Source organism: Inquilinus sp. CAU 1745, assembly GCF_039839375.1.
Taxonomy (GTDB): domain Bacteria; phylum Pseudomonadota; class Alphaproteobacteria; order DSM-16000; family Inquilinaceae; genus JBDOQU01.
On the sequence record NZ_JBDOQU010000009.1, the window covers coordinates 29,267 to 43,253 of the forward strand.

Here is a 13,987-nt window from a genome sequence, read left to right on the forward strand (position 1 = left end):
GCGGGACAAGTGTATGGGGAGACAAGGGATTCCAGGTGATCGCCGATGGCGCGTCACGCTGGCGTTGCTTGCCTCCACCGCGCTCACCCATGCCGCTCCGGCGCTGGCCAATCCCGAAGGCGGTGTCGTGGTCGCCGGATCGGCCACCATCAGCGAGACAGGCCCCGGCCGGCTGGATGTCGACCAGCACAGCGACCGGGCGATCATCGACTGGCGCAGCTTCGACATCGAGGCGGGCGAGGGCACGCGTTTCCGGCAGCCTTCCGCGAACGCCGTCGCGCTCAACCGCGTGGTCGGAAACGACCCCTCCGGCATCTTCGGCGATCTGACGGCCAACGGCCGGATCTATCTGGTCAACCCGAACGGCGTGGTGTTCGGCCCCGGCTCCCGCATCGATGTCGGCGGGCTGGTGGCGACCACGGCGGATATCAGGAACGCCGATTTCATGGCCGGGATCGACCGGTTCGGCACGCCCTCCGCCAACCAGGGCGCGCGGGTCGTCAACCAGGGCGCGATCACGGTGGCGGATCGGGGGCTGGCCGCGCTGGTGGCGCCGGGTGTGGAGAATTCCGGGACGATCACCGCGCGGCTGGGGCAGGTCGAACTGGCCGGCGCGCGCACCTTCACGATGGATTTCCATGGCGACGGGCTGGTCTCCTTCGACACCGGCATGGCCGTGGAGGCTGCCTCGGCGGATGCGCTGGTGGTGCAGTCCGGAACCATCGACGCCGCGGGCGGACTGGTACGCCTGACCGCAAACGGCATGGAAGGGGTGGTCGACCGGGCGATCGACGTCTCCGGAATCGTTCGGGCGCAGTCGGTCGGGGTGGAGAATGGCAGGATCGTCCTTTCCGGCGGCGATTCCGGCCGCGTAACCGTGACCGACCGTCTCGACGCCTCGGGCCTCGGTGCGGGAGAGACCGGTGGAACTGTAGAGGTGCTGGGGCGGGCCGTCGCGCTGACCGATGAGGCGCGGATCGATGTCTCCGGCGATGCGGGCGGCGGCACGGCGCTGATCGGCGGCGGCTATCAGGGGAATGGTCCCCAACCCAACGCGCTCAGGACCTATGTCGGCCAGGACGCGGAAATCTCCGCCGACGCCGTCACGGCGGGCGACGGCGGCACGGTCATCGCATGGGCGGACGACGCCACCGCGTTCTACGGCCGCATCAGCGCGCGCGGCGGGGCGGAAGGCGGTGATGGCGGGCTGGTCGAGACCTCGGGCAAGAACAGTCTCTCCCTCGTCGGCGGCAGCGTCGACACGATAGCCCCGCTCGGAGTCACGGGGACATGGCTCATCGACCCGACGGATGTGTATATCGAATCGACCACACCCTCCGTGCCATTGGATGGCGTGGATGACTTTTTGGATCCGGATAGTGGCCCAGCGCCTCAGACGACGATCGCTGTATTCTCAATCAATAACGCCACCTCAAATGTCCGCATTCAGGCGACGAACAACATAATCCTGAATGCCGAAATCGACATGGTTAACGCCGGCGTGGGGCTGACCATGGAAGCCTACAACGACATCTTTCTGAACGGCGATGGCAGCGGTAGCATCAGCATCAGCACCAACAATGGCGATGTCTCGCTCCGTGCCGGCCTCTCCAATCCCAGTGGCGGCATCTTGGGTGGGTTCTATTTCGGCGATATCGATGTCGGGAGCGCCACCCTGTTCATGCAGGCGGGAAGCGGAGGAATAGATTTCGACGGCACCACCCTCACCGCCGCCCGCCTGGGGATGGACTCAACGGGACCGATAAGCCTCCCAGGCGCCCACAATGTCGGCACGCTCGCCACGTCCTCGCCGGGTCATGATTTCTCCTTCGCCAATGACCAGGACCTAACCATCGGGACGGTCAATGGCGTCACCGGCGTGTCGGTCGCCGCATTCGATCTTGACGTCTTCGGCGACATCGTCTTCGCCGTCGACCATGTCATGGGCGGCGACAACTACATCTATAACGGCGTCACCGATATCGTCGAAACCTACGACGTGACCTTCAACGGCAGCATCGACGGCCCCTACAATCTGTTCGTGGACACGGTCGGCACGGTCGCGTTCAACGGCCCGGTCGGCGGGTCCTCGCCGCTCGCCGGCGCGGTGGTTGGGTGGAGCGGCCTCAGTGGAGACGGCTTCCCGTTCGATCCCTCCACGCTGACGCCGGACAATATCTCTTCCTTCGCTTCCAGCGTCCTGAACACCTCCGACGACATCACGGTCGCCGGGCTGTTCCGGGCGACTGGCGGCGTCATCATGACGGCCAGCTTGAGTGGCGGCAGCGTTACCACCGGCTCCAACCAGAGTCAGGCCTTCGATGTGGGCGCTTTGTACGTCGACGGGGAATCAGCGAATGTCTACGGCATCGTTGCCGGGGTGGACAGCGTCGGCGCGGCCCTGGTCGCGAAGCGGCCGGACCCGCTTTTCAGCTCCTTTTCCACGCCTGACGACTACAAGATCAATAACTGCACCATCGGTACATCCTGCCCCGAGCCTCCAAGCGACTTTCCCGAAGATCCCACCACCGCCAGCAACCTTCCCGAAACCCTGACGGATGACAATTTGACGCCGCCGATCCAGCAATTCACGCTGTCCTTCCAGCCACTGATCATCGCGCCGTCGCGCATCGCCTCCGATGATCAGGAACTGTTCTCCAATTCCGGCAATGAGGAAGTCTGGTGACCGTCAGGATCAGGGGAAGGGGCTGGGTTCCGGCGTGCGTGGCGTTGGTTCTTGCCGGAATGATGGTGCTGTCGGTGGCGGGGCCGGCACTCGCTCAGACGCGCCCCCAACTGCCCTCGACCGCCGAGCCCCGGCCGCTGGAGGATCGCGTGGGGCCGCCTTCCGCGCTGGAATCCCCGCCCCCGCCCGCCGTGATGCCGGAGGAGCCGCCGGTCTCCCCCTTGCCGCCCGGGGCGGTCAACGTGTCGTTCGAGGTCACGGACATCGTGGTGGAGGGCGCGACCGTCTACGACCCGGAACGCTTCGCCCCCTTCTATGAGGATCTGATCGGCCGGACGATCACCCTGGCGGAGCTTTACGGCGTCGCCCGGGATATCGAGAACCTCTACCGGGAGGACGGCTATGTCCTCACCCGCGCCATCGTCCCGGCCCAGACGGTCGACGACGGTGTCTTCCGCATCGCGGTGGTGGAGGGCTTCATCAACGAGGTCATCATCCAGGGAGAGATCGGCCCCGCCCGGACGCTGGTCGAACGCTACCTCAACCAGATCACGGATTTCCGGCCGATCCGCCTCCAGGACATGGAACGCTACCTGCTGCTGGCCAATGACGTGCCGGGGGTGACGGCGCTGGGCGTGCTCCAGCCGGCGGAAGGCGATCCCGGCGCGGCGCGGCTGATCGTGTCGCTGGAACGGCAGGTGGTGGACGGGCTGGCGCGGATCGACAATCGCGGCTCGCATTTCGCCGGTCCGGTCCAGACGATCGGCCGGGTGGGCCTCAACTCCTTCACCGAATATGGCGACCGCACGCAGGTGACGGTCTTCTCCACCGGCATCAGCGATGAAAGCCTGTTCGGGGAGGCGCTGGTTGAAGGCCGCTTCGGCGATGAGGGGCTGACCATGACGGCCTTCGCCAACGTCGCCCCGGCCGAACCCGGCGCCAGCCTGGAGCCGCTGGAGGTCGAAAGCCGCGCCGCCCGCGTCGGCTTCTCCGCCGATTACCCACTGATCCGCACCCGCCGCACCAACCTCAACATCGCGACCGGCTTCGACGCCGCGAACGTCGATGTCGACGTGTTCGGCCTGCCCTTCAGCGAGGACAGGCTGCGGGTGCTGTGGGGCGGAGTCTCCGCGACGCACCAGGATATGTTTGGCGGCTTCTCCACCCTTGAGTTGGAGCTTCGGCGCGGCCTCTCCTTCTTCGGCGCCAGCGAGGATGGGGACGACCTCCTTTCCCGCGCTGACGGCGATCCGACCTTCACCAGCGTGCAACTCGATGCCTCGCGCCTCCAGTCGCTGACCGACGATATCAGCCTGTTCGGCGCTGTTTCGGCGCAATACGCGCTCGACCCCCTGCTGGCGGATGAGGAGTTCACCCTCGGCGGCGTCCAGTTCGGGCGCGGATATGATCCGTCGGAACTGACCGGCGATCATGGCGTGGGCGCGACGGTGGAACTGCAATTTACGCCGGCCGGCTGGCGGCCGCCCTTCATCGAAGCCTACCAGTTCTATGCCTTCTACGATGTCGGTGCGGTCTGGGACGAAAGCGAGGACGGGCAGGACCGGCAGTCGCTCGCTTCAGCCGGGTTCGGCGTCCGTACGCAACTCAGCGACTATTTCTATCTGGACCTGGAGGCCGCCCGCCCACTGACCCGCGCGCCGGCGAACCAGGATGACGAGATGCGCTATTTCTTCACCCTGACCGGCACCTTCTGACGCGGCCGGGACGGGCGGGGCAATGGATCGTCATCATTCTTCCTCCGCCCCGGACGATGCGCGCCGGCGGGTCCTGTCCCTGCCGGCCCTGCGCCTGGTCGGGCTGGACGGCGCGCGCCTTCAGGGGAGGGGACCGGATGACGCTCCGGTGCTTCGCGAAGGCCGCATCCACACGGTCGGCTTCGACCGCCGCGCCGATATCAGGATAGAAGGCGAGGGGGATGGGGAGGCGCGCTTCGTGCCGTCCATGGACCGGTGGCGGGTGTCGGCCGCGGCCGGCGCGACGCTGATGGTGAACGGCCGGACCGTCACTTCGGCGGAAGTCCGCCCCGGCGATGTGGTGGGGTTTGGCGGGCTGGCGATCCGCCTCGACCCGGCAGGGCGCGACGACGCCGCGCCGAAAGCGGCCGTTCCGGCCGCGCCGCGCCGAACGGCCGGGCGAACCGCGGTTCTTCTGGCTCTCCTGATCGCCATCGTGGCGGCGGGCGGCGCGGGCGCTCTCTGGTTCCTCAACCGGCCGCACGCCACGCTCGCTGTCCCGGAAGTTTCCTATGAGGAGATCGTGGCCGGGGAGGGGGATCGGCGGGTCCTGCGTTATGCGCCCAACCCGGACATCGTGGTCCTGGATTTCCCGACCCTCACGGACCAGGGGCGGATGATGAACCGCATCGCCGCCCTGGTCGAGAAGGAGGGCGCGCCAAGGGACCGCGTGCTGACCGACGAGGAACTGGCGCGATTCATCGCCTCGTCGGACAGCAGCGTCGAGACCTTCTATTACGGCCATGACTACCGCGCCGCCGATCTGGCCGATTTCTTCTCGCTGGCCGGGCGGGACGGGGTGGCGCTGAACGAGGATGAGGCGTGGCTACGCGACACGCTGGTCGCGCTGGCGATGATCGAGAACGAGGATGGCCGCTTCGTCTCCGTCGCACCGGCGGCGGTCATCTCGCTGTCCCAGGAACAGCCCGACGATCCGGCGACGGCCCATTGGGAAGGCATCGACGAAGCGCTTCGCCGGTCGATCTTCCAGCATGAGCTGAGCCATGGCGAATATTTCACCAATCCCGGCTATCGCGATTATTGCGCCGCCTTCTGGCGGGATCAGCTAAGCGAGGCGGAGCGGACCGCCATCGCCGGATTCCTGGAGATGCTGGGCTACGATCCAGCCGACGAAGACCTGATGATCAACGAAGCTCAGGCCTTCCTGATCCACACGCCGGATCCGCGCATCTTCCGCGCCGCCGATGTCGGCATGACCGAGGAAAGGCTGGAGGAGTTGCGCCGGTTTTTCCGCGAAGGCGATCACGGCATGGCTCTCTTCGACCAATCCGCGCCGGCGGGCTGACGCCTTTCCCCTTTTCTCATCATTCCGGACTTGATCCGGAATCCATAGGCGGTTGCCACTTCATCGGCGGCCGGCGAAGGAGCGGGGATGAAGCGGAGCGCCGCTCAGCCGCCGATCATCACCGTCGGCGCACCCATCACGATGATACCGCCATGGGCGGTCTGGTCGGCCATGCGGGCAGCCGGCTTCTTCCCGATCAGGACCGTGGCCGATCCCTTCACGATCGTGTCTGGTGGACCGACACAGACACACATGTCACCCATCCGGGCGGCGGGCATCTTCATTATCAGGACGGTCGGGCATCCAATCGAGATCGGTCCGCCGACATGCGGCTTCACGCCATCCACCATCGGGCAGGTATGAAGGTCGCCCATCCGGGCGGCACAGGCGGCCATGGCCGGTCTCCCTAGATCGCGATCACGTCGTCGGACATCCGCTCGCACTGGACGCCCACGACCGTCACATTGTCCGACGCGCCGCGCTCCACGGCCAGATCGATCATGATCGGCACGGCTTCGTCGATATATTCGTGTGCCAGGATGCTTTCGATCTCCGCGTCGGACACCATGCGGTTCAGCCCGTCGCTGCACAGAAGGAAGATGTCGTCCGGCTCCAGCCGATCGCCCGTTCGGTCCAGGATCAATTCGTCATAGGCGCCGACCGCGCGCGTGATGACGTTGGCCGACGGGTGCGCCGCCGCTTCCTCGACGCTCAGCACCCCATTGTCGACCATCTCCTGCACATGGCTGTGATCGCGGCTCACCTGGCTCAGCGTCTTGTCGCGCAGGCGGTAGAGGCGGCTGTCGCCGGCCCACAGGCAGCGGAAATCGCCATTATGGGCCAGCAGCGCCACCACCGTGCTTCCGATCGGCTGGCGCAACTCCCGCCGCGCCGATTCCTCGCGCAGCCGGCGGTGAGCGGCGTTCAGCAGCGAGACCACATCGCCCTCGAACCCCGTCGCGTCGAGCGGGAAGGGGATCGAATCCAGCATTCCCACAATGGTCTGGCTGGCGAAGTCGCCGGCGCTGTGCCCGCCCATGCCATCCGCCACCACCCAGAGCCCCAGATCGGCCCGGTCCAGGAACGAATCCTCGTTCAGCTTCCGGACCTTGCCGACATGGGTGGCCGCCGCGGAGACGAACCGGAAACGATGATCGAGAACCGTCACAAACTTAACTCCCTCGCCGGTTCGGCGGACCAGCCCCAGCGGTCCCAGTCGCCGTCGAGAAGCGCCGCGAAGCCGGCCGTCCTGGGCAGGCCCGGCGTCGCGATCATGGTCGGCGTCACCAGTTCCGACCCCTTCGTCCACCAAAGGCTGCATCGGCCGAAGGCCTGCGCCAGAAGCCCGTCCGCGATCGTCTGGACGCCGATCTCCGGCGCGTCGCCGGCAAGCGGCGTCCGCAGCCCCATGGGCGAGAATGAGATGCCGCCCGGACAGACCGCGTCGGCGGCCGGCGCTTCGGCCAGGGTTTCCTCCAGCCCGTCGAAATCGAAATCATCCTCCAGGCAGGCCAGCGCCAGTGTCTCCGCCCAATCGAACCATGCCGACATCGCTGACGGCAGGCGGGCGGCGGCCGCGCCGTCGTTCAATGGCGCAGCGATGGTCAGCGGGAAATACCGCCCGACGCGGTCGACGCTGGGCATCAGCACCCCGGCCATGGCCGTCGGGCCGCACAGCCCGCCGGGAAGCACGAAATGCCATAGCGGGCTGGTCAGGTAGATATCTACCCAGCCTTCGCCCAACTGCTCCCGGCTGCAATTGATTGCCGGTTGCAGCCATGCGTCCCACCCGTCCGTGAAGGGCCGGGCGAGCGATCGCGTGATGAAGTCGCCCCGCGCGGGCAGCTTCCCGTAAAGGCCGGTCGCGCCGGCGATGGGGGAAGTGGCCCGGCTCACAGCGATCCGGGGCAGCGGAACTGCCGCAGTTCGGGGAGCGTGAAGGGGTTCATCACGCTGTTGGCCCTAAGCTCGAAGGTCGCCGTCCGGCCGCCGACATTGAAGGTGACGGTGAACCGGTCGGACAGGCCACCGCCAGATACCTGCGACTGGTCCAGCAGGCGGAAGAACGCCCAGGGCCCGATATGGGAGACGCTGGAGACGCCGCCCGGAATGGTCGGGGAGAAGGACACGCGAGCCTGGCTCGCGCCCTGACCCGGCCATGACATCTGAAGGCCGCGCGGCGGGCCGTGGCTGTAGGTGATGGCCTGCCCGTCGATCTCCACCAGAACCTGCGTGGCGTCGGCGTCCAGCGAAACCGGTATCATCTCGAACCGGACGGACGGCGCGGCCCCGCCCACGAAGAAGGCGTCCCGGATCGCCGCCGCCCGCTGGAACTGGACCAGCACGCCCGGCGAGATGCCGAGGTCGACATTGTCGACCCGCCGCCATTGCCAGGGCCGCGTGGCGGTGTCGACGAAGGGGGCCAGATGGGTGGTGAAGAAGCTGTCGATCATGCCGCCGGGCGCGAACAGCCGGCTGAAATCGTCCAGCGTCACGTCGGCGCTGCCGCCGGCATGGATCGGATAGCGGTTGCTGACCGCGCGCTGGCAGAAGGGCAGCACTTCCGCCGTCCAGATGCCGTTCAGCCGTTCCCGCGCTCCGCCCACCGTGATGGAGGAACTGGAGGTCGCGACGCTGGACATCCATCCGGCCACCGGCTCCGGCAGCCGCGTGGCGTCGCTCTGGAGCTGCTGGGCTGCACCGCTGCCGCCCAGCGCCTCGGAGATCGCGACCTCGCCCTGGTTGGCTGCGCCGGCCATGCGGTTAAGTTGGCTGTAAAGCTGGTTCAGCGTCTGGATGACGTTCTCCATCGGCGACGGCGCGCCGTCCAGCCCGCCGACGAAATCGTGCAGCGGGCGGAAGCGGTCGTCGATGAACTGACCGGGCGGGTCCTCGGCCGGGGGTGCGCCGGCGGCCGCCTCCCCGCTGCCGACCACCGAGGCCAGCCGACTGGCCGTGCTGCTGCCCAGCGTCGCGGCGGTGTCGACGACATCCGAGGCCGCTTCGGTGAGGCTGGGATCGGCCGCCGGCGGAACCGACAGCTTCGTCTCCCGCACGATCGCGGTCAGAAGCTCTCTCAAGGGGGAGGTCGGGCCGGAAAGGGTGTTCAGCGTCTCCACCGCGTTGGTCAGGCTGGCCGGCGGCTGGACCACGATGTCCGCCAGCAGGGAGTCCCACCGGGTCGCATAGTCGTTGAGGTAGAGCGACATCACATCGTCGCTCAACTGCTCCACATCCTCGTCCGACATGTCCGCGATGTCGGATTCCGGCCCCAGCACCCAGCTTTCCGCCGCCACGTCCCGCGCCACGCCGCCCAGCGCCGGCAGGAAGACGCCGTGGAAGCCGTTATAGGTGTATATGCCGGGGATGCCGTCGGATAGCGGCCGTCCGGACACACGGGTGAAGACGCGGCCGATGGCCGGGCCGCCATTCTCGCTCGCGCGCCATTCCGGAAGGTCCCGCGCCGCCGGGCTCTGCAGGACCAGCGCATAGGCGCGTTCGGCCAGCGGCAGGGTCTGCAAGGTCTGCTGCGCCCGCTCGATCATCGGCCCGTCCAGCGGGATGGTCGACAGGCTGGTTTCCAGAAGCGCGCCCAGATGATCCGAAAGCTGCTGGCGCATGGCGGCGTTGGCGTCGCCGGGATAGACCGTCGCCCAGTCCAGCGCCAGCCACTGGTTCACCAGCACGGGGTCGAGCGGCCCCTGGTTGCCCAGCATCAGATAGACCTTCAGCGCCTCGTAGATATATTCCGGCCTGTCGATGTTCGCCCTGATCTGGTCCTCCAGCCGGTAGAGCAGCCGGGGCAAGAGCAGGGAGTTGAGGCCGCGCTTGTAGGCGAAGACGGCCTGCGATCCCAGCTTGTCACCCTGGAACAGTCCCAGCTCCAGGGAGATCGGCACAGGCTGTTCCTGATCGGCGTAGCCGTGCGGCACGTTCCTGAGCGTGTTCAGCGCCGGCAGCACGCGGGTCAGGTCGGAATCCGCGACCCGGCTGACATCCAGGTCGCCAAGCTGCTCGTTATAGAGCGCGACCGAGGCGTTCACCTCCTCGATCAGATTGCGGTTGTTGAGGTAGCTCATCGTCCAGGCCGCGCCCATGCCGACGACCGCGAGGATCGCCGCCGCCATCGCCCCGCGATGGATCAGCCGGTTGCGCCTTTCCGCCTTGCGGTTGGCGCTGACCAGGCTCGCCTCCGCGAAGATCACATCCTTCAGCAGCCGGGTCAGGAAATAGCTGCGCCCCGTCCCGCTGAAGGAGGACAGCTTCTGCCGCTGCACGCCGAAGGTGGAGGCCATTGCGCCCATCAGCCGGTCGATCGGCGTGCCTTCCTGGGTGCCGCTGGTGAGATAGATGCCGCGCAGCAGCGGCCGCTCCTCGAACCGGCTGGGCTGGAAGATCTCGGTCAGGAAAGATTGGGCGGCCTCCTTAAGTGACGCCACCTGCGCCGGGAAGCCGAAGATCAGGCTGCGGCGCTGCACGTCGGGTTCCTGATGCACCCGTTCGACCAGCCGGTCGTTCAGCCGTTCGATCAGCGCGTCGAACTCCACTCCGAACGCCGCCACCGCGCCGTCGGGAGAGGTTCCGTCGTCCAGCGGCAGGGTCATGCCCCAGACCTGCTCGCGCTCCTCCCGGCCCAGATCGTCGAAGAACTCCACGAATCCGGCGATCAGATCGGCCTTGGTGAACAGCACGTAGGTCGGGAAGCGTACCCCCAGCTCATCATGCAGTTCCCGGATGCGCTTGCGGATCTCCCGTGCATGGGTCTGACGTTCGGTCTCCGTCTGGACCGCCAGGTCGGACAGGCTGATGGCGATCAGCGCGCCGTTGATCGGCTGGCGGGGGCGGAACTTCTTCAGCAGGCCGAGGAAGCCCGTCCAGGCCGCGCTGTCGACTTCCCGATGGCTGTCCTGGGTGGTGTAGCGGCCGGCCGTGTCCAGCAGCACCGCATCGTCGGTGAACCACCAGTCGCAGTTCCGGGTGCCGCCAACGCCGCGGATAGAATCCCGGCCCAGCTTGTCGGCCAGCGGAAAGCTCAGGCCCGAATTGACCAGCGCCGTCGTCTTGCCGGAGCCGGGGGGGCCGATCAGGATGTACCAGGGAAGCTGATAGAGCGTCTTGCCGCCCTTCGCGCCGCCCAGCTTGGCCTGCTTCAGCAGCCCGACCGCTTCCTGGAGCCGCTCCTTCAGGACGGAGACCTCTTCGGCCGATTCCGCGGCCACGGCGTCGTTGGCCGGCGCGGCGGCGATGCCCTCGGCGATGGCGTCGTTCGCCTTCTTGCGGCGCAGCGCGCCGATCAGGCAGGCGAAAGCCCAGATCACCAGGATGGCGGCGATGGTGACGGCGCGCGCGACGACTGTTTCGAACGGCCGGAAATCGGCGACCGCGATCAGCGGGCCCAGGAACCAGACCAGCAGCGACAGGATGATCGCGCCGATCAGTGTGATGAACCAGCGCGACTTGAGAACGGAGAGGATCTTGCTCACGGGGTCAGCGCCCTTCAATCGGCAGGAGTCGGTTGGCCATCGGTCAGCCCGCCACGGACTTGGTCAGCACGAGTTCGATGCGCCGGTTCTGCGCCCGGCCTTCGGCCGTGTCGTTCGGCGCCACCGGCTCGGAATCCGCCCGCCCCTCGACCGTCACGCGCGTTGGGTCGGAAAGCCCCGCCTGCACAACTCCGGCGACCGACTCCGCCCTGGCGAGCGACAGGTGCCAGTTGGACGGGAAACGGACGGTGTGGATCGGGACATTGTCGCTGTGTCCGGCGATCAGCACGGCCCCCGGCTCGTCCTCGATGGCCGCGGCGACGCGTTGCAGCGTCGGGATGTAGGTTTCCGCCACGTCGCTGCTGCCCGACGGGAACATGCCCTCGTTCAGGATGCGCACGGTGATCGTGTTCTGGTCCTGGAAGACCTCGACCAGCCCTTCCGCGATCTCCGGCGCCAGGAAGGTGGTGATCCGCTCATACTGCTCCGGCGCGACCGGCGGCGGGGGCGGCGGGGGCGGGGCCTCGACCACCCGTTCGATGATGACGGGGCCGGATTGCGCCAGGACGCCCAACTGCCCGTAGATCCGGTCGGACGACAGGTTCAGCGCATAGCTGAAGCTCATGAACATCCCGGTCATCAGCAGGGCGGCGACGGCGGCGATCATCCAGAGCGGGATGAAGGTCGACAGCGGCCGGTGCGCCGCCTCGAGCCCGCGCCAGCGGGGCGACAGGTCGCGCTCAATGTCGCCGCGCTGGTTGCGGATCGACCGGAAGATGCCCTCGCGGACGCGGGTATGCTCCGACGCGCCGCGCTGCATGATCCGCAGGCGGCCCTCGAACCCCAGCGACAGGCAGAGATACATCAGCTCCAATGTGTCGGCGTTGGTGCCGGGATTCTTGTTCATGTGGGCGAGGATGTCGAAGAACCTCTCACCGCCCGACGTCTCGTTGTGGAAGGTGCCTACCATGCTCTTGGCCGCCCAGACGCTGCGGCTGCCCCAGGGGGTGTTCAGCACCACATCGTCGATGGTCGCGCAGATCGCGTAACGTCCGGCGCGCACGGCGTCCTGCGAACAGCCAGCCGCCAGTGCCTGCTTCTCGAACTCCCGGACCTCTCGCGCGACGCGGGCGTGCAGCCCTTCCACGTCGTTCTGCGCCGTCGACCCGCGCAGCCGGTCGGCCAGCGACAGCAGCGGCGTCGCCGCCGCCACCAACGGGTTGATGCCGGTCTTCGGCACATCCACGGTCTGGGAGATCGGGGCCGGGGCGTCCGTCGGGCGCGTCGGGGCCGGCCCCTGCGTGGGCTCCGGCCGGCGTCCGCCCGGATTCGGACGGATGATGGTGCGTTCGGAATCGTTGGTCGGGCTCATCGACGGCTATCCCTTGATCGCCCAGAATTCCATCTCGACCTTCTGGAAGTCGCCCGCGACATGGATCGCGAACCCGCCGGAAGTCTCAAGCTGCTTCCAGTAGGAGCTGGTCTTGTCCAGCTCGAAATAGGTCACGCCGGCATGGTAGGGGATCTGGCGCGGCGCCACCGGCAGCGGCCGGACCGCGATGCCCGGCAGCGCGACGTTCACCAGCTCCCTGATCTGCTCCACCGGCCCGATCTTGACGTGGTTGGGGAAGTTGCGGCGGATCGTCTCCGTCGGGATGTCCGCGCGCACCGCCAGCACGAAGGAAGCGGTGGAGATCAGCGACCGGTCCATGATCGGCGCGACGCTAATGCCGTACTTGCGAAGCTGCAGCGGGATCGGGATCGCCGACTGCTCCAGCACCGCGCTCAGAAGCTGACGCAGCTCGTTCATCACCGGGGTGAAAGTCTTCTGCAGATCGTCATGCTGGTAGGGCGGAAACTCCGGCGGCCGCTTCGTCTTAGACGCGAAGGTCGCCAGTTCGCCCGCCACCTGGACGGCCAGCGAATAGAAGGTCTCCGGATGCACCTCGTCCGAGGTCGCAAGATGCGCGATCAGCGGCTGGTAGCGGTTGACCGCCTGGAGCAACAGGAAGTCCGCGATCTCCGCCGCGCCCTTGGTGCCGGATTCAGAGACGCGGCCGGCCAGGGCTTGTCCGCGATGGTTGATCAGGCCGCGCAGCTCCGCCAGGAAGCCGGTCAGCGCCGGCGAGGCGGCGGAAACCAGGCTGGGCGGGATGTAGCGGTCGTCCAGCACGACCTGCTTGTCGGTCCTGACCTCCACGATGCGCGCCAGCCCCAGGCAGACGAAACCCGCCCGCTCCTCATCCTCGCGCAGGAATTTCAGCCGCAGCTTGCCGACGGTGAGCGTGGCCAGCGCCTCCGACCCGGCCGTGCTGTCGCCGGTCTCGTATTCCTGGATGCTGTAGCGGGCGATGCTCTCCTCATTGTCCTGATGGTCGGCTTCCACGCCGCCCGGATGGCGGACCGGTAGCGTCAGGTAGACGATGGCGTTGCGGCAATCTTCCGGAATGTCGATCGCGTCGGGATGCTCCGCATCCTCCGGGATATTGAACGGCGTCCCGTCCTCCAGCACCCCGCGGCAGGACGCGACCGCGAACTTGCCGATCGACAGCAGTTCCCGGTTGATCTTCAGCTCCGTCAGCCCCCAGGCGTGCGGCCTCGTCCCGGCCACGCGGCCGCGGACCAGCCTTTCGACATAGCGGTCGAACTGCTGGAAATGCTGTGGTCGCAGGAACATCCCCTCCGACCAGACGACCTTGTTATCCCAGGACATGAAGACCCTGCTTGTTGGTGCGTTCTGTTAACCCGGCCGGCCCGC

The 13,987-nt window shown here is 67.2% G+C and carries 9 protein-coding genes; 3 read left to right on the forward strand and 6 right to left on the reverse strand.

The genetic code is table 11. The features are described from left to right. The first annotated feature begins 13 nt into the window (after positions 1-13). Genes AAFN89_RS12205 through AAFN89_RS12215 form a run of 3 tightly spaced genes read left to right on the forward strand, consistent with a single transcriptional unit; the run spans position 14 to position 5,746 of the window. On the forward strand, positions 14-2,686 hold the full coding sequence (locus tag AAFN89_RS12205; RefSeq protein ID WP_347539332.1) for a filamentous hemagglutinin N-terminal domain-containing protein: 2,673 nt from the start codon (positions 14-16) through the stop codon (positions 2,684-2,686). Then, positions 2,683-4,401, forward strand: coding sequence for a ShlB/FhaC/HecB family hemolysin secretion/activation protein (locus tag AAFN89_RS12210; RefSeq protein WP_347539333.1), 1,719 nt, complete (start codon positions 2,683-2,685; stop codon positions 4,399-4,401). Before AAFN89_RS12205 ends, AAFN89_RS12210 begins: the two co-directional genes overlap by 4 nt. 22 nt (positions 4,402-4,423) lie before the next feature. After that, the gene (locus AAFN89_RS12215) at positions 4,424-5,746 is read left to right on the forward strand and encodes a hypothetical protein (protein WP_347539334.1); all 1,323 of its coding nucleotides are present in this window, start codon (positions 4,424-4,426) and stop codon (positions 5,744-5,746) included. 104 nt (positions 5,747-5,850) lie between these two features. Here the strand turns inward: AAFN89_RS12215 and AAFN89_RS12220 are convergent, their stop codons facing one another. Genes AAFN89_RS12220 through tssK form a run of 6 tightly spaced genes read right to left on the reverse strand, consistent with a single transcriptional unit; the run spans position 5,851 to position 13,942 of the window. Next, on the reverse strand, positions 5,851-6,141 hold the full coding sequence (locus AAFN89_RS12220) for a PAAR domain-containing protein (RefSeq protein WP_347539335.1): 291 nt from the start codon (positions 6,139-6,141) through the stop codon (positions 5,851-5,853). A gap of 11 nt (positions 6,142-6,152) precedes the next feature. Continuing rightward, complete coding sequence (locus tag AAFN89_RS12225) at positions 6,153-6,914, reverse strand: protein phosphatase 2C domain-containing protein (RefSeq protein ID WP_347539336.1); 762 nt, start codon at positions 6,912-6,914, stop codon at positions 6,153-6,155. Continuing rightward, complete coding sequence (gene tagF / locus AAFN89_RS12230; protein ID WP_347539337.1) at positions 6,911-7,642, reverse strand: type VI secretion system-associated protein TagF; 732 nt, start codon at positions 7,640-7,642, stop codon at positions 6,911-6,913. Before tagF ends, AAFN89_RS12225 begins: the two co-directional genes overlap by 4 nt. Next, positions 7,639-11,229 carry a type VI secretion system membrane subunit TssM gene (gene tssM, locus AAFN89_RS12235; RefSeq protein WP_347539338.1) on the reverse strand — a complete coding sequence of 1,197 codons (3,591 nt, stop codon included), beginning with the start codon at positions 11,227-11,229 and terminating at the stop codon, positions 7,639-7,641. Before tssM ends, tagF begins: the two co-directional genes overlap by 4 nt. A gap of 43 nt (positions 11,230-11,272) precedes the next feature. Further along, a complete protein-coding gene (icmH, locus tag AAFN89_RS12240; RefSeq protein ID WP_347539339.1) occupies positions 11,273-12,601 on the reverse strand; it encodes a type IVB secretion system protein IcmH/DotU in 1,329 nt (442 codons plus the stop codon). Between the two features lie 6 nt (positions 12,602-12,607). Then, entirely contained in the window at positions 12,608-13,942 is a 1,335-nt protein-coding gene (gene tssK / locus AAFN89_RS12245; RefSeq protein WP_347539340.1) for a type VI secretion system baseplate subunit TssK, read from the reverse strand. Between the last annotated feature and the right edge of the window lie 45 nt (positions 13,943-13,987).

Excerpts from the sequence above, each read along its gene's own strand:
- AAFN89_RS12215 (WP_347539334.1), top strand. The coding sequence starts at position 4,424 with ATGGATCGTCATCATTCTTCCTCCGCCCCGGACGATGCGCGCCGGCGG.
- icmH (WP_347539339.1), bottom strand. The coding sequence starts at position 12,601 with ATGAGCCCGACCAACGATTCCGAACGCACCATCATCCGTCCGAATCCG.
- tssK (WP_347539340.1), bottom strand. The coding sequence starts at position 13,942 with ATGTCCTGGGATAACAAGGTCGTCTGGTCGGAGGGGATGTTCCTGCGA.
- AAFN89_RS12220 (WP_347539335.1), bottom strand. The coding sequence starts at position 6,141 with ATGGCCGCCTGTGCCGCCCGGATGGGCGACCTTCATACCTGCCCGATG.
- AAFN89_RS12205 (WP_347539332.1), top strand. The coding sequence starts at position 14 with ATGGGGAGACAAGGGATTCCAGGTGATCGCCGATGGCGCGTCACGCTG.